At 49.9% G+C, this 19,737-nt stretch carries 17 protein-coding genes and 1 pseudogene; 11 read left to right on the top strand and 7 right to left on the bottom strand.

What is annotated here, in order from left to right; translation table 11 throughout:
* Positions 1 to 34 precede the first annotated feature (34 nt).
* From BWI97_RS14865 to BWI97_RS14895, 7 genes and pseudogenes are all read left to right on the top strand, one after another.
* The gene (locus tag BWI97_RS14865; protein ID WP_369826594.1) at positions 35 to 934 is read left to right on the top strand and encodes a TatD family hydrolase; all 900 of its coding nucleotides are present in this window, start codon (positions 35 to 37) and stop codon (positions 932 to 934) included.
* A 353-nt stretch (positions 935 to 1,287) separates the two neighbouring features.
* Positions 1,288 to 2,163, top strand: coding sequence for a UbiA-like protein EboC (gene eboC / locus BWI97_RS14870; protein WP_233207861.1), 876 nt, complete (start codon positions 1,288 to 1,290; stop codon positions 2,161 to 2,163).
* Positions 2,164 to 2,254: 91 nt separating this feature from the next.
* Positions 2,255 to 3,403, top strand: coding sequence for a 3-dehydroquinate synthase (locus BWI97_RS14875; protein WP_102201549.1), 1,149 nt, complete (start codon positions 2,255 to 2,257; stop codon positions 3,401 to 3,403).
* 209 nt (positions 3,404 to 3,612) lie between these two features.
* Complete coding sequence (eboE, locus tag BWI97_RS14880; protein ID WP_102201550.1) at positions 3,613 to 4,824, top strand: metabolite traffic protein EboE; 1,212 nt, start codon at positions 3,613 to 3,615, stop codon at positions 4,822 to 4,824.
* 24 nt (positions 4,825 to 4,848) lie between these two features.
* Positions 4,849 to 5,946, top strand: a pseudogene (locus BWI97_RS14885) (alkaline phosphatase family protein); the annotation flags it as partial.
* Positions 5,947 to 6,409: 463 nt separating this feature from the next.
* Positions 6,410 to 6,808 (top strand): VOC family protein, encoded by a 399-nt coding sequence (locus BWI97_RS14890; RefSeq protein ID WP_094808741.1) that lies wholly within the window; start codon positions 6,410 to 6,412, stop codon positions 6,806 to 6,808.
* 156 nt (positions 6,809 to 6,964) lie between these two features.
* Positions 6,965 to 8,005, top strand: coding sequence for a PA0069 family radical SAM protein (locus BWI97_RS14895; protein ID WP_102201552.1), 1,041 nt, complete (start codon positions 6,965 to 6,967; stop codon positions 8,003 to 8,005).
* 98 nt (positions 8,006 to 8,103) lie between these two features.
* Here the strand turns inward: BWI97_RS14895 and BWI97_RS14900 are convergent, their stop codons facing one another.
* Positions 8,104 to 8,622 carry a hypothetical protein gene (locus tag BWI97_RS14900; protein WP_094808743.1) on the bottom strand — a complete coding sequence of 173 codons (519 nt, stop codon included), beginning with the start codon at positions 8,620 to 8,622 and terminating at the stop codon, positions 8,104 to 8,106.
* Between the two features lie 185 nt (positions 8,623 to 8,807).
* A complete protein-coding gene (gene polA / locus BWI97_RS14905) occupies positions 8,808 to 11,630 on the bottom strand; it encodes a DNA polymerase I (RefSeq protein ID WP_102201553.1) in 2,823 nt (940 codons plus the stop codon).
* A gap of 136 nt (positions 11,631 to 11,766) precedes the next feature.
* Here polA and BWI97_RS14910 point away from each other — a divergent pair, with 136 nt between their 5' ends.
* Complete coding sequence (locus BWI97_RS14910; protein ID WP_158242769.1) at positions 11,767 to 12,300, top strand: NADPH-dependent FMN reductase; 534 nt, start codon at positions 11,767 to 11,769, stop codon at positions 12,298 to 12,300.
* Positions 12,301 to 12,367: 67 nt separating this feature from the next.
* On the opposite strand, the gene BWI97_RS14915 is transcribed toward BWI97_RS14910, so the two are convergent.
* Positions 12,368 to 12,541, bottom strand: coding sequence for a FeoB-associated Cys-rich membrane protein (locus BWI97_RS14915; RefSeq protein WP_102201555.1), 174 nt, complete (start codon positions 12,539 to 12,541; stop codon positions 12,368 to 12,370).
* Positions 12,542 to 12,594: 53 nt separating this feature from the next.
* Positions 12,595 to 13,395 (bottom strand): inositol monophosphatase family protein, encoded by an 801-nt coding sequence (locus BWI97_RS14920; RefSeq protein ID WP_094808747.1) that lies wholly within the window; start codon positions 13,393 to 13,395, stop codon positions 12,595 to 12,597.
* A 213-nt stretch (positions 13,396 to 13,608) separates the two neighbouring features.
* Here BWI97_RS14920 and BWI97_RS14925 point away from each other — a divergent pair, with 213 nt between their 5' ends.
* Entirely contained in the window at positions 13,609 to 14,712 is a 1,104-nt protein-coding gene (locus tag BWI97_RS14925; RefSeq protein WP_102201556.1) for an AI-2E family transporter, read from the top strand.
* A 73-nt stretch (positions 14,713 to 14,785) separates the two neighbouring features.
* The gene (locus tag BWI97_RS14930) at positions 14,786 to 15,232 is read left to right on the top strand and encodes a hypothetical protein (protein ID WP_102201557.1); all 447 of its coding nucleotides are present in this window, start codon (positions 14,786 to 14,788) and stop codon (positions 15,230 to 15,232) included.
* Positions 15,233 to 15,318: 86 nt separating this feature from the next.
* Here the strand turns inward: BWI97_RS14930 and BWI97_RS14935 are convergent, their stop codons facing one another.
* On the bottom strand, positions 15,319 to 17,451 hold the full coding sequence (locus BWI97_RS14935; RefSeq protein ID WP_102201558.1) for an alpha-L-fucosidase: 2,133 nt from the start codon (positions 17,449 to 17,451) through the stop codon (positions 15,319 to 15,321).
* A gap of 165 nt (positions 17,452 to 17,616) precedes the next feature.
* On the opposite strand from BWI97_RS14935, the gene BWI97_RS14940 reads away from it, so the two are divergent.
* A complete protein-coding gene (locus tag BWI97_RS14940; protein ID WP_094808751.1) occupies positions 17,617 to 18,579 on the top strand; it encodes an alpha/beta fold hydrolase in 963 nt (320 codons plus the stop codon).
* 183 nt (positions 18,580 to 18,762) lie between these two features.
* Here BWI97_RS14940 and BWI97_RS14945 read toward each other — a convergent pair whose 3' ends face one another.
* Both BWI97_RS14945 and BWI97_RS14950 read right to left on the bottom strand, forming a co-directional pair.
* Entirely contained in the window at positions 18,763 to 19,311 is a 549-nt protein-coding gene (locus BWI97_RS14945) for a GNAT family N-acetyltransferase (RefSeq protein ID WP_102201559.1), read from the bottom strand.
* 4 nt (positions 19,312 to 19,315) lie between these two features.
* Positions 19,316 to 19,678, bottom strand: coding sequence for a hypothetical protein (locus tag BWI97_RS14950; RefSeq protein WP_102201560.1), 363 nt, complete (start codon positions 19,676 to 19,678; stop codon positions 19,316 to 19,318).
* Positions 19,679 to 19,737: the final 59 nt, after the last annotated feature.

The following is a 19,737-nucleotide window of genomic DNA, read 5'->3' on the forward strand; positions in this document are numbered from 1 at the left end:
GCAGTGGAATCAGTACCGCGAGTCGATTCAGGGCATGAAGTTCTTCGATCCGCACGTACACATGACCTCGCGTACTACCGACGACTATCAGGCCATGGCCGACGCCGGAATCGTGGCACTGATTGAACCCGCCTTCTGGCTCGGACAACCGCGTACGGGCGTGGCTTCGTTCAAGGATTATTTTAGTAGTCTGGTAGGTTGGGAACGCTTTCGTTCTTCGCAATTTGGCATCAAACACTATTGCACGATTGGTCTAAATTCCCGCGAAGCCAACAACGAAGCTCTGGCCGAGCAGGTGATGGAAGTTTTGCCTTTGTTCATTTACAAGGAAGGCGTGGTCGGTGTAGGCGAAATTGGCTTCGACGATCAGACGCCCGCTGAAGAAAAATACTACCGACTCCAGCTCGAATTAGCGAAGGAAGCCAATCTACCAGTACAGATTCATACGCCGCACCGGGATAAAAAGCAGGGTACGGAACGCAGTATGGCCATTGCTCTCGAACACGGACTGGATCCCGGCATGGTCATCATCGATCATAACAATGAGGAAACGGTAAAAAGTGTACTCGATCAGGGGTTCTGGGCGGCCTTTACCATTTATCCGTTTACGAAAATGGGCAATGAACGGATGGTTGAGGTAGTACGGCAATACGGTCCCGAGCGGATTATGGTTAATTCGGCCGCCGACTGGGGTATTTCCGATCCGCTGGCCGTTCCTAAGACGGCCGCGTTGATGAAAATGAAAGGTATTTCAGACGAAGCCATTCGCCTCGTGACGTACCAGAATGCACTGGATGCTTTCGGCAAAAGCGGTCAGATTTTTGAAGAAGAATTCGGAGGCGAGATCGATCAGAGCCAGAAATTCAACGGCAATACGATCCTGCGGGGTGGACAGCAACCACGAATCGATAAGGATTCGCTATTTATTAACTAGGGATTTTTAGTTGTTGGTTGGTAGTTATAAGTTGTTGGCAGACATTTCGTGGCGTAGGCCTTGCGAAACCAGACACCTTAGGTATTCCTTGCCAGGCGTTTTCTCTCTGCATAAAATACGTAGATAAGGGTTTCAGCTTTCGTCATCTACTCCACTCATTCACTAACAACTCATAACGATCAACCAACAACTATTTCCGCTATCAACCAACAACCCTTTTCAAACCTTAAACCAAAGTTAAACTTCAAACCTCAAGCCGTCCATTTGTCAACCCTGTTGATTAAATTGCTAGCCTTTTCGGTTTGACCGTTTCGCATTTCATTCGTTAATCGTATTAATAGCCTACTAAAGTCTTGACCATTAAGCCCTACCTCCAGTTGATGCGGCCCGCCAACATTGTTACGTCCATTGCGGATGTATGGGCAGGGGCCGCCATCGCCGGGGTACTTTCGACTGTATTCGACTGGCAACCTTTTCTTGCCTTGAGCGTTGCCACGATTGGTCTGTACGGCGGTGGTGTCGTTTTCAATGATGTATTCGACGCCCAACTCGATGCCGTCGAACGTCCCGAGCGGCCCATTCCCAGTGGACAAGTACCCATCGAAGCCGCCATTTTTCAGGGTACGCTTTTGCATTTACTCGGCATTGCTGCGGCCAGTCTGTGCAGTACCGAAAGCGGTATTCTGGCGGCGGCCATTGCCGTACTTACCCTGAGTTACAATCGCTTCGCCAAACACGACTCTATCCTTGGTCCCCTCAACATGGGCTTATGCCGGGGCTTAAATCTCCTGTTAGGGATTAGCATCATTCCCGATGCCATGTTTGAATGGTATGGACTTGGATTTCTTCCCATTATTTTCATTGCAGCCGTTACCATGATCAGCCGGGGCGAAGTGCACGGCGGTCATTCGCGGACCATGTTATTCGCGGGAATTTTATTTGCCGTGGTAGAACTGGCTCAACTGTACATCGGTTATAGTCAGGGACATGTACTGGAAACTGTACCGCTGGTTTTGCTACACGCCATTATGGTATTCAGACCTCTCCTGCGAGCGTATCAGAATCCCATTGGGCCCAACATTGGCAAGGCCGTAAAAGCAGGCGTACTCTCCCTTATTTTAATGAACGCGGCCTGGTGTATGGCTTTCGGAGCCTGGCCCCTGGCCCTGGCTACTTTACTCTTGTTACCATTCTCGTTACAACTAGCCAAATGGTTCGCCGTAACATAGCGAGTTGGGAGTTTAGAGTTTAGGGTCTAAAGTTGAAAAAACTCAAAACCCTGGACTCTAAACTCTAAACTCTATAATTTAAACTCAGTCCATGGAAACCATTCAGCAGCGATTTTCAGTCACCTTTTCATATCCGGTGATCTTCACGCAGCAGTTATTTGATCCCCAGAATACAAAACTTCGGGATTTCCTTAGTCAATACGGCGAACGCGATTTTCGCAAAAAGATATTCTTCTGTATCGATTCGGGTGTTCTAGCAGCTCATCCGACCTTACAAAGCCAGATTACGCACTATTTTGAATCCGTGCCCACGCTTTCGCTCGTTCCCGAATGGCTGATTATTCCCGGCGGCGAAGCGGCGAAAAACGCTCCGGCTTTGTTTGATCAGATCGTCGAGGCCGTCGATCAGTACGGCATTGACCGGCATTCATTCGTGGCAGCCATTGGAGGCGGTGCTGTACTCGATCTGGTGGGTTACGCCGCCGCCGTATCGCATCGGGGCGTCAAACACATCCGGATTCCAACGACCATATTATCTCAGAACGATTCGGGGGTTGGCGTGAAAAACGGTATTAATTACCGGGGTAAAAAGAACTTTCTGGGCACCTTTGCTCCGCCCGTTGCCGTCTTCAACGATACGGATTTTCTGCGTACGCTCGACGACCGCGACTGGCGTTCCGGTATTTCCGAAGCGATTAAGGTAGCTCTCATCAAGGATAAAGTCTTTTTCGAGTGGCTCGAAGCGAATGCCAAAGCTCTGGCTCAACGCGACGAAGCGGCCATGCAATACCTCATTCACCGCTGTGCCGAATTACACATGCAGCACATTAGCGGTGGCGATCCCTTCGAAAGTGGTTCCGCCCGTCCGCTGGACTTTGGGCACTGGGCGGCTCACAAGCTGGAATACCTGACCCATTTTGAAGTTCGCCACGGGGAAGCCGTAGCCATTGGCATAGCTTTGGATACCTATTACTCGCAATTGACGGGTCGTCTGTCCGAAACCGATACGCAACGCGTCATTCAGGTATTGCACGAACTGGGTTTCGAGCTATATCATCCCGCTTTGGCCGAACAGGATTCCGTGCATCTCATCAACGGATTACGGGAATTTCAGGAACATCTGGGCGGTCGCCTGACGATCACCCTACTCGATGCCATCGGCGTAGGGGTAGAAGTCCACGAAATGGATGCTGTACTTATTCAGAAAGCCGTCGTGGCTTTACAGGGGGAAACGGTGTAGAGTAGGGTTCGAAGGTGGCTTCAGGTTTGACGATTTAAGTTTGACAATTGTCTCACGTTTGAATCGACCATTTCCCTTCATCAATCGCAAAACCCCGAAGGGGTTCAATCTCATTAGCCAGGGGTGAAACCCCTGGTACCCCGAAACCCCAGTACCTTTGCACCCTAATACGCTACCCAGTTCGAACCTCAAACCCAAAAAGATAAGCGATGAAAACTTCCCTGGGTCATCTGACGTATTGTACCAATATTCACCCCGGCGAACGCTGGGACGATCATTTTTCGGCTCTGCAAACCAGTTTTCCGCTCATTCGCCAGGCCGTTGCTCCGGACAAAGCATTTGGCATGGGTTTACGCGTGGCGGGTCTAGCCAGCAAGGATTTACTGCTGGAAAGTAACCTGAAGCCCTTTCAGGAGTGGCTGACCGAGCAGAATGCCTACGTATTTACCATGAATGGCTTTCCCTACGGAGGCTTTCACGATACGCGGGTCAAAGAAGATGTTCACGCTCCCGACTGGATTCAGCCCGAGCGACGGGATTACACCATCCGGCTTTTCCAGATTCTCTCGCAGCTGTTGCCCGCGGGGATGCGGGGCGGTATCTCCACTTCGCCGCTCACCTATCGCCACTGGTGGCCAACGGAACTCACGCGAACCGAAGCTTTTCAGCAGGCTACGCATCACATGCTCGAAGTGGTGGTTGAACTGGTCCGAATCAATCAGGCGACCGGGCAGGTGCTTCACCTCGACATTGAACCCGAGCCCGATGGCTTACTGGAAAATTCAGCGGAATTTATTGAATGGTTCAACGGCCAGCTCATTTTTGATGGCGTACCCTATCTCGTACAAAAAGCCGGATTGAGTGAAGCCGAAGCCGAAGCCGCCCTTCGGACGCACATTCAGGTGTGTTACGACGTTTGCCATTTTGCGGTGGAATTCGAAAATCCCGACGAAGCCCTCAATCGCTTCGAAGCCGAAGGCATTGGCATTGGTAAAATCCAGATCAGTTCTGCTCTGAAAGTTGATTTTGAAAATTACGTCTCGGAGAAAATGGAGCTACTGAGTCGGTTCGACGAGCCGACGTACCTGCATCAGGTTGTAGCTCAACACGAAGGTACACTGCTGAAATACCCCGACCTCAACCAGGCTCTATGGGACGGCACGCCCACGGGCGAATGGCGGATTCACTACCACGTTCCGCTGTTTGTGGAGCAGTATGGTCTATTGAATTCCACCCGCGACGACATTATTCGGGTACTGAACCGGCAGCAACGCAAGCCCTTTACCGAACATCTGGAAGTAGAAACGTACACCTGGGGAGTTCTGCCCCCTGAATCGCAGTTGCCCATCGAAGAGTCGATCATTCGGGAACTGAAATGGACGCTCGCCCAGGTAGAAGGCAACGTACGTAACCTGAATTAAGCGGATTCCTGTTTCAAGAAAATCATGCAAAAGACCGTCGTAATTGATGTCGTAGGGCTTAGTCAGAGTGTGATTGGCGAGTATACGCCATTTCTGAATAATTACCTCAAGACGAGAAATATACAAACCATTACCCCCGTACTGCCTGCCGTTACGACGACTTCGCAAAGCGTGTACGTAACGGGAAAATGGCCGAGTGAAAATGGTATCGTTGCCAACGGCTGGTACGACCGCGAAGACGCCGAAGTAAAGTTCTGGAAGCAGTCCAATCATTTGGTGAAAGGCGAAAAAATCTGGGAGGCTGCCCGCAAAGTGGATCCCTCGTTTACGGTTTCCAAAATGTTCTGGTGGTACAACATGTACTCCTCGGCGGATTGGTCCGTAACGCCCCGGCCCCAGTACCACGCCGATGGTGTGAAGGCTCCCGACTGTTATAGTTACCCGCCCGAACTGCGGGATCAGTTACAGGCCAAACTTGGTCAGTTTCCGCTGTTCAGTTTCTGGGGACCAAACGCTAATATCAAATCTACTCAATGGATTGCCGATGCGTCGCTATTTGTAGAAGAGCAGCATAATCCCACGCTTACGCTGATTTATCTGCCGCACCTAGACTATTGTTTACAGAAATTCGGCGTTGACTTCTCAAAAATTCAGAACGAATTAAGGGAGATCGACCGCGTACTGGAACAGCTTATTACGCATTACCAGAAGAAAAATGCCCAAATCATTTTACTTTCGGAATACGGCATCAACGATGTAAATCGGCCCGTCCACCTGAATCGTATTTTGCGGGAAGCGGGCTTAATTTCCGTTCGTCAGGAACGCTGGTATGAATTGCTGGATGCCGGAGTGTCTGAAGCCTTCGCGGCCTGCGATCACCAGATTGCTCACGTGTACGTGAAAGACAAATCCCGCATTCCGTTCGTGAAACAGCTGCTGGAAAAAGTACCGGGCGTGAAATGGGTACTGGATGAAGCGGGCAAACGCGAACACCACATTGACCACGACCGGGCGGGTGATTTGGTCGTGATGGCCGAAACCGATAGCTGGTTTACCTATTATTACTGGTTCGACGATAAAAAAGCCCCGGACTACGCTCATTTGGTGGACATTCACCGTAAACCCGGTTATGACCCCGTGGAGATGTTCATGGACCCGGCCAACCCACTCATTAAACTGCGGGCGGGGTACAAGCTGGCTCGTAAACTCATGGGCTTTCGGTATCTGATGGATGTTATTCCGCTGGATGCTACGCTGGTGAAAGGATCACACGGAGCCGTACTGGCTCCCCAGGCGTTTCATCCGGTCCTCATTACGGATCAGCCCAGCGGCAAAGATCAGCTCGTGGCTACGGATGTGTACGATGTTATCTGGCAGCATCTGAACAACTAGAAGAATTTTATTTACGCTTTAGGAGTACCCCGGACCCATATTCCGGGGTACTTTTTTTGTGCGTTTAGCTTATAAGTCTAGTGTAACTGGATAATTTTCTATAGAAAAATTACAAATAAACATTTCAATAATTATAATATTATTTCTAATCTTGTATCTACTAAGCTGATCCTCAACTCTTACTCTTCGAGTTATGGCACAAATCAAAGCATACCTTACGTTTGGTGGAAACTGTCTGGAAGCCATGAATTTTTACCAGCAATGTTTCGGCGGTGATTTCGACTGTATGACCTACGAAAACTCTCCCATGCAGATTCCGGACGACGCAAAATCGAAGATCATGCACTCGCGGCTGGTGAGCGATACGCTGGAACTGATGGCCGCCGACGACGTTCAGCATAAATCGGTCCGCTGTGGTAATATGGTTACATTGAATGTCAACTGTAACTCAAAAGATGAAATCAAACGCATTTTCAAAGTTCTGGCCCAGGGCGGTCGGGTAACCATGCCCTTACAGGATACCTTCTGGGGTGCGAAGTTTGGAACGCTTACCGATAAGTATGGCATCAAATGGATGCTTAATTGTGATTAGGGTTCATCTTCAACCTGCATTTCCAGCGATCAAGGCTCTTGATCGCTTTTTTTGTGCTTTATCAACAAATGATCAAGTTATTTAACCAAATTTCATCAAATACATAAATTTTAATTCATTTTCGCATACATTTGAATACAAAACATAATCAAATGTATGGAGGATTACCTGAAAGGTCGGGGTGCCCAGCTCAATACAGCCAATCGTTTTCTGAAACAACGTTACGAGGAAGAGCCCAGCGAAGTGCTGCAACCGTCACCTCAAACGCAGTTCATTCCGGAGACGCCTAAGAAAATCATCAGTACGTTCAACAGCCCGGATTTACCCATGGGCAAATCCATCAACCCTTACCAGGGCTGCGAACACGGTTGTATTTACTGTTACGCCCGCAATTCGCACGAGTACTGGGGCTACTCGGCGGGACTGGATTTTGAAACGAAGGTTATGGTGAAGCGGAACGCCGCCCCTTTACTGGAAGAACAATTTCGAAAAGCGGCATGGGTACCTACACCCATTGAACTTTCGGGCAATACGGATTGCTACCAACCTGCCGAACGCAAATTTGAGCTTACGCGAAGTTTGCTGAAGGTCTTCGCCAAATACCGTAATCCCGTGAGCATGATTACTAAAAATGCTCTGATCTTACGTGATCTGGATGTACTCTCCGAACTGGCTGCTCACCAACTCGTTCACGTTTACATTTCGATTACTACGCTTAATGAAGAGTTACGGCAGACCATGGAGCCGCGTACGGTTACGGCTCAAAAACGACTACAGGTCATTGAACGACTGACGGCGGCGGGCGTACCTGTGGGCGTGATGACCGCTCCCATCATTCCGGGCCTCAACGACCATGAAATTCCGAAGCTGATTGAAGCGGCCGCAAACGCCGGAGCCCTTACGGCGGCCCTGACCGTCGTTCGGCTGAATGGAGCGATTGGTGAATTATTTGAGGACTGGATTCGGAAGACCTTCCCCGACCGGGCCGATAAAGTACTGAATCAGATTCGGGATTGTCACGGTGGACAACTCAACGACAGTCGCTGGAACGTACGCATGATGGGCCAGGGTAAAATAGCCGAGCACATTCATCAACTTCACCGCATTTCGCGGCAACGGTACATGCCCAACCGCCAGATGCCTGCGTACGACCTAACGCAGTTTCGGCGGGAAGGTATGCAGATGAAGTTGTTTTGATATTTTGTTATTGGTTGTTAGTTATTTGTGGGTCTAGACACAAAAAAAGGCTACAAAACGATGTTTTGCAGCCTTCTGTGTATGCTTACCGAACAAGCTTATTTCGGAGTTACAACCAGATTAAGGTATGCACCATCCTGAACAGGAGAACCTAAGCTTTTTGCTTTGTCGATGATCTGTGCATCGATACCCGTAGGATTCTTCACGTTCAGTATATACTTGAACGTTGCTGTTTTATCAGTTACTGATTCAGCAGAGTATTTCAAGACAGCCCCTGAAGTAGAAGTCATCGTAATAGTCTTGTTGTCTGAAGCTAAGGCCCAGGTCCCCGTCGTGTTGGCACCGTCTAGATCGTTCCGCTGAAAAGTCCCATCAGATTTAAAGGTAACCGAAAATGAACCGAAGTCGTACAGATTTGCGGAACCCCCTCTAGCGTATATAGGAAGTTGTTTGATAACACTATTAACATCGTAGGCAACTACGCTTTGGCTTTGCCAAGTCTTAATCAGGGCTGCCTTCGTGTTATTCGTTCCCCCGTCATTCGTGTTGTCGTCGTCTTTTTTGCAACCAAAAATGAAGGCGGCTGATAAAGCCAGTAACATTAAGCTTTTTTTCATGAGATTGTTTGTGTTCGAAAGTCGTTCCGTTTCTGGCGGGTAAAACGACGGACTTCCTGGGTTTGTTTACAATGCGTTAATGGAGCTAAAAAACAGTACAAGGATGCGAGGGCAAACGCAGCAAACCGCCACGAATATAGCTTAACTTCTGATGTTCAGGGATGTATCGCACCTAAATTCTTTGTTTAGTGAGCCTCCAGCCAGTTTTGCCCTACGCCCATGCCAGTTTCCATTTTTACCGACAAGGGCAAGGCATGCACCATCAGCTCATTTACGTGCTCCCGCAGATAGTCGAGTTCGCTCTTATGAACGTCGAAAACCAATTCATCGTGTACGGTAAGGATCATTCGGGACTTTAATTTTTCCCGCCGAATAAAATCCTGCACTTTCACCATGGCGATTTTCATGATGTCCGCCGCCGTTCCCTGAATCGGAGCGTTGATGGCGTTGCGTTCGGCGTAACCCCGGTCAGTCTGGTTGCCCGAGTTAATATTCGGCAAATACCGCCGACGGCCCAGAATGGTTTCAGCGTAGCCCGTCTCGCGTACTTTGGCCATACTTTCGTCCATGTATTCCTTTACCGCCGGAAATTCCCGGAAATAGTTGTCAATCAATTCCTTGGCTTCAGTCCGGGACACTTCTACCTGTTGAGAAAGACCGAAGGCCGAAACGCCGTAGATGATCCCGAAATTGACCGTTTTCGCCTTGCGTCGCATATCGGCGGTAACCTCTTCCAGCGGTACGTGGAAAACCTTGCTCGCCGTTGCCCGGTGTACGTCCAGGCCCTGATTAAAGGCTTCCGTCATACTGGCATCGCCCGAAAACGCCGCCATGATGCGTAATTCGATCTGCGAATAATCGGCGGACAAAATCACGTGATCTTCATCGCGGGCAATAAAGGCCTTGCGAATTTCCCGTCCACGTGGCGTACGAATCGGAATGTTCTGCAAGTTTGGATTCGTGGACGACAGCCGGCCCGTAGCCGTTACGGCCTGGTTGAAACTGGTGTGCAGACGGCCCGTACGCGGCGAAAGCAGGGCGGGCAGAGCATCCACGTAGGTGGATTTGAGTTTCTGTAATTCCCGGAAATCCAGAATCTTTCGTACGATTTCGTGCTTTGATTCCAGACCTAGCAATACGTCCTCCCCCGTCATATACTGACCCGTCTTGGTTTTCTTCGCTTTGGGATCGAGATGCAGTTTTTCGAATAAAATCTCTCCCAGCTGTTTCGGGGAAGCGATATTGAATTCCTGTCCGGCCAGTTCCCAGGCCCGCTGTTGCGTATCCCGCAAATCCACGTCGAGTTGCTGGGAAAGCTCTTTCAGAAAACCGACGTCGAGTCGTACGCCTTCGGCTTCCACTTCAGCCAGTACGCGGGCCAGCGGCATTTCCACCGTTTCAAAGAGCGAAACCAGCTTCGGATTTTGCTGGAGTACGGGGTTGAGTACCTCCTTGAGTTGCAGGGTAATATCGGCATCCTCAGCGGCATACTCCTTGATTTTCTCCATATCCACGTCCCGCATATTGCCCTGATTCTTGCCTTTTTTACCAATCAGTTCTTCGATGGCTACGGGCGTGTAATTCAAATACGTTTCGGCCAGAATATCCATGTTGTGCCGTTTTTCGGGCTCAATCAGGTAATGGGCCAGCATGGTATCGTAGAGTTTTCCTTTGACTTCCACGCCGTAGTTGGCCAGAACCGTCAGATCGTATTTGATGTTCTGAGCGATTTTTTCGACGGCTTCATTTTCGAATACGGAACGAAAATCTTCCAGAATGACGAGAGCCGCCTCCCGGTTGTCCGGAACGGGCACGTAGAAAGCTTCGCCCACGCGGTACGAAAAAGACATTCCAATCAAATCCGCTTCAATGGCCGACAAAGCGGTTGTTTCGGTATCGAAACAAATGGCATCCTGCAGATTGAGGTAATGGGCCAGTGATTTCCGTAATTCCGGGGTATCGATTAACTGATAATCGTGAACCGTATCATGCACCGTCCGGCGAACCGTAGTGGTTTCCCACTGCCCCGCTACTTCCGACGTCGCTATGGCGGCTACTGGAGCGGCTCCGAACAAATCCATCTGAGCCGTTGGGGCTTTGGATTTGGCCGTTTTTGGGGTCTCGGCGGGTGCCGGTTCTTCGCCCAGCAAGCGTTTGCGAAGCGTACGGAATTCCAGTTCATCGAGTAAGGTTGACAGCGTTTCGCGGTTGGGCTCACAGAGTTCCAGAGCTTTTTCATCGAATTCAATCGGCACATTCTGCTCAATCAGGGCCAGTTCTTTGGACAGAAGTCCCTGCTCGGCGAACGCACGGACGTTTTCCGCCATTTTGCCCTTCAACTGGTCTACGTTGGCAATCAGGTTTTCGACTGAACCGTATTCCGCGATCAGTTTCACCGCCGTTTTTTCGCCAATACCGGGGATACCGGGAATATTATCGACGGCATCGCCCATCAGTCCCAGCAAATCCACGACCTGATCGACATTACTAATGCCCCAGCGTTCGCAAACCTCTTTGGGACCCATGATCTCCACGTCCTTCCCCATAAAAGCGGGCTTATAGAGCTTCACGTGTTCCTCTACCAGTTGTCCGTAATCCTTGTCGGGGGTCATCATGTACACCTCGTATCCACCCGTTGCGGAAGCCTTTTTGGCCAGCGTACCAATGATGTCGTCGGCTTCGTAGCCTTCCATAATCAGTACCGGAATGCACAGAGCTTCGCACAACCGCTTGACGTACGGAATAGCAATCGTAATATCTTCGGGCTGTTGTTGCCGCTGAGCCTTGTATGCCTCAAAACGGGTATGGCGGAACGTGGGTTTCGCCGTATCAAAAGCCACCCCTAAATGCGAGGGATTTTCTTTGCGTAATACTTCGAGAAGCGTATTTGTAAAGCCAAAAACAGCACTGGTATTCAGTCCGGTAGACGTAATACGGGGCGTTTTGGCAAAAGCGAAGTGAGCCCGGTAAATGAGGGCCATCGCGTCCAGGAGAAATAGTTTTTTCATGCAACCGCTGCGTTTCTTGCCCGCAAGTTAACGCTTCGTGGCAGGCTTTCGTCACTGGTACGATTATTGCGAAAGAGGAATTTTCGTTAGATTGGATGATTGTTTCAGCCTCATCCGTTTACCTATGTTTTGCACCATGGAAAAACCGTATCAGATCCTAGCCATTTCGGGCAGCCTGCGGGCCGCCTCGACCAATACACAAATTCTGGAGAAAATTTCCCACTGGGTGCCTGATACCGTTTCGTGGCAGATCTACGAAGAGCTGGCTCAAATTCCTCCCTTTGATCCGGATTATACGGAATATCCGGCGGCCGTCGAGCAGTTTCGTACGCAGTTGCTGGCGGCGGATGCACTCGTCTTTTGTTCTCCGGAATACGTATTCGGCGTACCGGGAGTTTTGAAAAACCTGCTGGACTGGACCTCGGCGTTCTCTTCCGGCGAATGGCATGAAAAACCTACGGCGGTGATTACGGCTTCGATACTGGGTGAAAAAGCCCACGAATCGTTGCGACTGACTTTAGGCATCCTGGGAGCCCGTATTCTGGAAAACACCAGTTTACTCATTTCGCACGCCCGTACCAAGATGGACAAGCCGGAAACCGAAGCCGATCTGAAGTCTGTATTAAACGCTTTGCTGCAGGAACTCACGGAAAAACCCGTCTTGCAGTAAGTTATCAATGGCATACAAAAAGCCCCAACGAATGGCATTCGTTGGGGCTTTTCTATTTTTTTGCTCGTTAGTTCACTTTCTGGATGGGAGGCAGCTTGGACTCGTCGAATTTGATCGCTCCGCAGGACCCGCAACCTTTGGCACAACCGCCGGTTTTTCGCAGGCTGAACTGCTTTCTGAACTGATTCCCCAGGTACACCAGGGCACCGACGAATAACATTCCGATGACGAGTGTTTCCATGCTTTCTTCTGTCTTTGGGCCTATAACGTTCAAGTCAAACCTTTTTGTTCGGACTAAGCCATACTTTCGCTAATCATGTCAATCAATTCCTGATGAATGCGGCCGTTGGAACTGATGATTTCGCCGCCGAAGAGGTAGTTTTCTTCGCCTTTGAAATCAGTAACCGTACCACCGGCTTCCTGTACCAGCAAGATACCAGCCGCAATATCCCAGCTATTGATGTTGTATTCAAAATAGCCCTCAAACCAGCCCCGAGCCGTATACGCCAGATCAAGGGCCGCCGAGCCGATTCGCCGGAAGCCATGCGATTCTTTCGTAATCCGCAGAATCATGTTCATGTACGCTTCGGTCTTCTGATTCTGACGACTCGGGAAACCACAGGCCAGCAAACTACTCTGTACCCGGTCTACTTTGGATACCGACAGGCGTTCTTTGTTCATCCAGGCTCCGCCGTCTTTCCAGGTATAAAACATTTCATCCCGAAAAGGCTCGTAAATGATGCCCGCTACGGGTTTGCCACCCTGCAACAGTCCAATGCTGGTACAGAATTGCGGATAGGCGTGCAGAAAGTTCGTCGTACCATCCAGGGGATCGATTACCCAGACAAATTCCTGATCGGTGGCCTGCTCTACTGTCCCTTCTTCGGTAATAAAACCCGAGCCCGGCAACAACCCTGAAAGTCCTTCCACCAGCCGACTTTCCGTTTCCTTATCGACGTACGAAACCAGATTGAAATTTTCGCCGTATTTGTGCTCGATTTTCGTGGGATCGAAGTGTTTGAGTTCCGCCAGCATAAATTCACCGGCAGCTTTCGCCAATTGGGTTACTTCGAGGGTAATTTTCTCAAAACTCATGCGTCATTTGGTTTAGCTACAGGAGCCACGCAAGGTTGGGCGGTTTGCGTTTAAGGCGTCCTTTGACAAAGTAACACTTATTCGTACGAACATTTTCGCTGGAAGAAAGCATTTCTTTGCGTCAAATAAGCTTTTATGCAGTCTTGTAGAGAATAGGGCATTATTTTTTTAAGACCTCCTGCATTTGCACGCAGCATTTCACCCCTTCAATGTATGGCTTCTATTTACACCCCCAAACAGCAGCGTTATCTGCTCGTTTTTAGTCTTGTAGTGATTACAGGATTTATTATCGCCGGTTTACGGCAATACATTACGGCTTTTTTCGGAGCCGGTATTTTGTATGTCATTTTTCGTCCCTGGTTTACGACGCTGGTTCATAAAAAGAATTTCAATCGGACACTCGTCACAATCGGCTTACTGCTATTTTCCATCATTGTCATCATTATTCCTTTTCTGGTACTAAGCTTGCTGCTGATTGGGCGGGTTCGCTACTACAGTCAGAATTACCAGGATATTCTCAAACTGGTGAAACGGCTGGAAGACCTGACGGGCTTTTCCATTACGGACGAAGACAATATCCAGTCGCTCATTCAGCAGGGAGCGAGTTGGGCCAGTCAACAGTTTCCTTCCATCATCGGTGGTACCCTCGACGTACTGATTATTCTGGGTTTGCTGTTTTTTACGATGTACTACATGTTTCAGCAGGAAGAACAATTTTTGGGCGGACTGCGGCGGTACCTGCCCTTCGATAACGATACGGACGATGAACTGGGCGAAAGTCTCAAGAACATGGTAAACGCCAATATTCTGGGTCAGGGTCTGATTTCTTTGATTCAGGGCGTATTGACGGGACTTACGCTTTGGGTTTTCGATATTCCGGACGCGGCGTTCTGGGGTACCGTTTCGTTCTTTCTGAGTTTCATTCCGGTACTGGGCACTCCACTGGTCTGGGGACCGGCCGGGTTGATTGCACTTTCTCAAGGCAATACGGGTCAGGGCGTGGGTATTCTGCTCGTTGGACTTATCGTTTTGACCAATGTCGATAACGTCCTGCGGATTGTACTGGCTAAACGCATGGGCGATGTACATCCCCTGATTACACTGGCGGGGGTAGTACTCGGCGTTCCCTTGTTCGGGATTCTGGGTCTGGTGATTGGTCCGTTACTCATTGCCTACCTGATCGTACTCTTCAAAGTGTTCGAACGAACCAACAAGCAGTTGATCAAAGAAGAGAAACAGGAAAATAAAATCATCCAGCAGCAGGCCATGCTCGAACAGCCCGATACGCCTATCATTCCCGATCATAAACTTTTGTAAGTATAGCAGCAGTCACCTCCCGTGATGATCGGCCCGGTGACTGCTGTTTTTTCTATCCTTCCCTAACTACCGCATGAAACCATTTCTTGTCTTACTATCCTTTACTTTGATTACCCTTATTGGCGTGTGGCTCTCGTCGGGAGCCTGGCATTTGCGTTTTGCGGCTAATGTGGGTATGAGTGTCATGTTACTATTCACGGCTCTGGGCCACTTCGTCTTCTGGAAAGGCATGTCCCTGATGTTACCTCCGTTCATTCCCTTTCGAAAGGTTATTGTCTGGGCAACGGGGGTTCTGGAAATAGCCGCCGCTATGGGTTTGCTCTTCCCTACCTTTCGCCATACGACGGCCGTTTGGCTCATTATCTTCTTTATCCTAATTTTTCCGGCCAATGTGTATGCGGCCCTACAACGAGTGGATTACCAGAAAGCAACCTACACCGGGCCCGGTACTGACTATCTCTGGTTACGGACGGCTTTACAGTTTTTCTTCATCGTCTGGGTCTGGTTTTTCAGTTGGTAGCCGTTCTCGAATGAAGTCGATCCATAAGGCTACGATCCAGTATTCATGAAAAAGAGACGCGACCTGTAGATCGCGTCTCTTTTTCATTATTTAACCTTCCACTCCAGGGAAAGATTGGGTAGCTGTAAATCCCGATGCGGCGTGGGCGGCTCGTGTAATTGCCAACTTAGCGTATTACTCGGTTCGAGTTTTATCCGCTGGAGTCGTTTACGGTACATGACCTGCGGAACCTGATCGCTGATCAGAACGGGTACCTGATCGTGGTAGCGGTTGTAGAGTTTAACCAGCAACTGGTTGGTTCCGGGCCGTACTTTCAGGAGTACCACGTCCCGCGTCGAATCCGTTTTCTCAGGGTTGTTGTGCAGTAACAGCGGTTGTCCGTTCAGCCAGACCCCTACGGCATCCCCACTTCTGATGTCTACCAGTACGGGCTGAGCTTTGTCCGCCGTAATTTCCTGCAGTACAAACCAGCTTTGGGAAGGCTGAGCGGGTAGCTGATGAGCTTCGCCTTTCTTCCAATCCGTCGCCTGCCAGGGTTTTCCACTGGCGAGCCAGCTTCTGGAAGGATCAATGGGAATGACGCTCGTCCAGCCAATGCCGGTATTGGCTACCTGATTCAGATAGATGGCCCCCCAGGTCAGCTTGCCCGTCTGCGGAATGGGTACTTCTTCCGCTTCATCCAGAATGACGGGTTGCGATTCACCATTGACCTGCAAATCAATACTACGGCCTTTTTCTTCCTCGGTGAATACTACTGTGGGCGTTATTGAAGTGGCCTTGGGTAATTCGATCTGCCAGGAATCTTTCACGACCGTTCGGTAATACGTGTTATAATCGACGCCGCCCATGCTGTAATGATGTTCGGCATTATCGTGCTGGAGTACTACCGTTTTCTGCGTTGGATCTACCGTAAGTACCCGGGCAGGCGGAACGCTGTATCCGTTTGCAAATTCCAGCATAAGTACCGGAACGTCTTTTACCGATTTGATTTCCGCCGGTAACATGATTTGTAGGTTGTTCCCCATTCGCTTGTACGAAGCCGTTTGTTGCGGTTGTCCCAGTACGTGAATGATCTTGACGGCTCCGGTGATATTAGGCAGCGTAATGGTACGGCTGGCGGGCATTTGCAGCAGCGACAGGTAGAGTTTATTCGGTCCCGAAGCCGTTACCTCCCCCCATTTGAAAGGCGTAGGAAAGGGATCGGGACTGGTGCCGTATACGGCTTCTCCGTTCTGCCGGAGCCATTTCCCAATTTTTAGTAGTACGTCCTGCTCAAACGCCACGACGGAGCCATCGCCCCGGGGGCCGATGTTCAACAGATAATTTCCACCGCGACTAACCACTTTCAGTAAACTAGCCAGTTTTTCGCGGGCCTTATCCTCCACCGAACCGTGTTCCTGCCAGGAACGGTACCCCCAGGTTTCGTCGTAAATGGAAGCAGGCGTTTGCCAGGGCGTAGCGATTTTGTAGTTGGGATATTCATTGTCACCCATGACGCAGAAATCACCCGCCTCGTTGCCCAGTCGTCCGCTGACCATACAATTGGGTTGCAATTGGTGAACCAGCTCCCGGAGCTCGCGACTTTGCTGGGGCGTTTGCGAACCCATGTCGAACCAGAGCTCGGAAATGGGTCCGTAATTGGTGAGCAGTTCGCGAATCTGGTTTTTATTGTATGCGTGGTGAGCCGCCGGAATCGGATCGGAATTACTACTGGAAATGGGGTACGCCGCCGGAAAATGCCAGTCGATGACCGAGAAATACAGTCCGAATTTAAGTCCGTTCCGCTGACAGGCCTCGGCCATTTCTTTCACGACATCGCGGTGATAGGGGGTGGCATCCACCATATTGAATTTCGTGTAGGCCGATTTGAACAGGCAAAAGCCGTCGTGGTGCTTCGAGGTCAGTACGATGGAACGCATGCCCGCCGCTTTCGCCAGCAGGGCTACCGAATCCGGATTCCAGAGTTTAGGGTCGAACGTTTTGGCGACGTTCTCGTACGTATCGCTATACAGACCCGCGGCGTGAGCCCGAATTTGCTCGCTATACCCTCTGGACACGGGCTTGCCTTCCCATACGCCGCCTAAAACGGAGTACACCCCCCAGTGAATGAATAGGGAGTACTTGTCGTTCTTCCAGGTTTCCAGGGCTTTAGAGGACTGTTGAGCTAAACTGGCAAGCGTGGTACAAAAGAAAATGAGTAGTAGGTACAATCGTTTCATACAGACCGGTTGAAGGGGTTAACGTTTCTCTAGCAATAATCGAAAGGTCAGATCATTGTTTTGATTAGGCCGTGAATTACTGATTTATTTCCGGGGATTGGAATATTTCTTTTCGCGTCTGCTACTCGCTTTATCCTACTAAGAGCAGTCTTTTTAATCGTGATTATGAAACTGATTCGCGTACTTCTATTTCTGTTTCTCCTGGTATCTTTTGCTTCATTGACTGTCGCTCAGTCGGTTGAATATCCGTATCCGGTTCAATATATCAACCTCCATCAGGAACAGAAAACGTTTCGTATGGCCTACATGGACGTACCGCCTGTGGGCAAAATGAACGCTAAGACGGCCCTACTTTTTCACGGAAAGAACTTCAACGGCGTGTACTGGCGGGATGTTATTGCTTTTCTGCGAAAAGCTGGCTATCGGGTAATCGTACCCGATCAGGTAGGTTGGGGCAAATCCGATTTCCCGGACCTGCATTACAGTTTCCATGCTTTAGCCACTCACAACAAACGACTACTGGATTCGCTCGGTATTGATCAAGTCACCCTGATTGCTCACTCGATGGGCGGCATGCTGGCGACGCGGTTTACACTGATGTACCCGGAAACAGTCCGCGAACTGATTCTGGAAAATCCAATCGGACTGGAAGACTACCGAACGATCGTCCCTTACCTACCCCTCGACGAAGCTTACCAGAACGAACTTGCCGCCACCTACGAATCCTACAAAAAGTACCAGCAGAGCTATTATCCGCAGTGGAAACCCGCGTACGAAGAATGGGTACAGGTGCAGGCCGCCGCTTTGAAAGACCCGCGATTCAAACAGATTGCCTGGGTCAATGCCCTCACCTATCAGATGATTTACGAACAGCCGGTTTGTTATGAATTCAAAAATATCCGCGTACCGACCTTACTGATTATTGGTCAGGAAGACCGCACCATCGTAGGCAAGAATCGGGTACCCAAAGATCGGGTGAATCAGTATGGTCAGTACCCGGCCTTGGGAAAGCGTACGCAGCAGCAAATACCGGGCAGCAAGCTCGTAGCTCTGCCCGGCGTAGGACATATTCCGCACGTACAGGATTTGGAAGCGTATCGAAAGGCTGTATTAGACTTTGCGAAGTAAACGAGAGGTGATACACCATCCAGCAACGCCACCCCTATTACAAATAATCTAAAAACCCCGGAGGGGTTTCATGTGCATAGCCCGGGATGCAATCCCGGGGCCAAATTTTTCCTGGGATTGCATCCCAGGCTATTCAGGTTGAACCCCTCCGGGGTTATTAGGATTTTCGCTACGAGAAGGGCTTTAATCTTTTTTAGTGGCTGGATCGAACACCATTCCTGTACATAAGCAGTAGCGTCCTTCCGTCCGATCCAGAATATCGTGGTTCTTGCAAGCCTGACATCCTTTCCAGAAGCGACCATCGTGGGGCAAAGCCTCGAAGGCTACGGGTTGAAAACCTAGGCGGGTATTTACTTTCATGACCGCCGTCCCAGTAGTAATGCCGAAGATTTTAGCCTGCGGAAATAGTTTTCGACATAATCGAAACAGCTTCCTTTTCAGCTTTTCGGCCAGTTTCATGCCCCGAAATTCCGGAGCGACGATGAGGCCGGAATTGGAAACAAACTTGCCTTCTTCGTACACATCCCAGTAACAGAAACCGGCCCAGGTCCCATCGGCGTACGTTGCTACGATGCCTTCGTGCTCCCGCATTTTGGTCCTTATGTACTCCGGCGAACGTTCGCCGATCCCCGTGCCCCGAGCCTCGGCACTTTCCTTCATGGCGATACAGATTGTGTCGGCGAAGGCGGCGTGCCGGGCCGAGGCTACTTCAATTTTAAACGCTTCTTTCATCACCTTAGGGCAGCGAATTGGAAATCTGTCGAATGTATTCACTACGTAATTGTAAGGGCATGAGGTGAATGAGCACTTCCGCACTTTCATCGTGCCGATCCAGCAATGAGGCCAGACTGTATACGTAATTGGCACAAACCGCGTTTCTAATCTGATGGCTCCCGTCAGCAAGCAGTTCGTCCGCGGCTACAAAACAATGTTTGACGGCGATAAAATCGTGGTGGTCCGCAAATCGATGCGTCAGCTCGCTCAGCAGAGCCATCACTTTACAGGGGCCTAGTTCGGGCGAAATCCTCGCCAGATCGCCCTGAGCTTCGGGTACCCGGGTCCGCACCAGCGGAACTAGATCGGCATTGCGTATTTCCATACTTCAGGTAAGTTTTGCCTTGTTGGATACCAAACCAATGCCAGCCGATTAGCTTTTTT

This window comes from Siphonobacter sp. BAB-5405, assembly GCF_002872335.1.
GTDB lineage: Bacteria > Bacteroidota > Bacteroidia > Cytophagales > Spirosomataceae > Siphonobacter.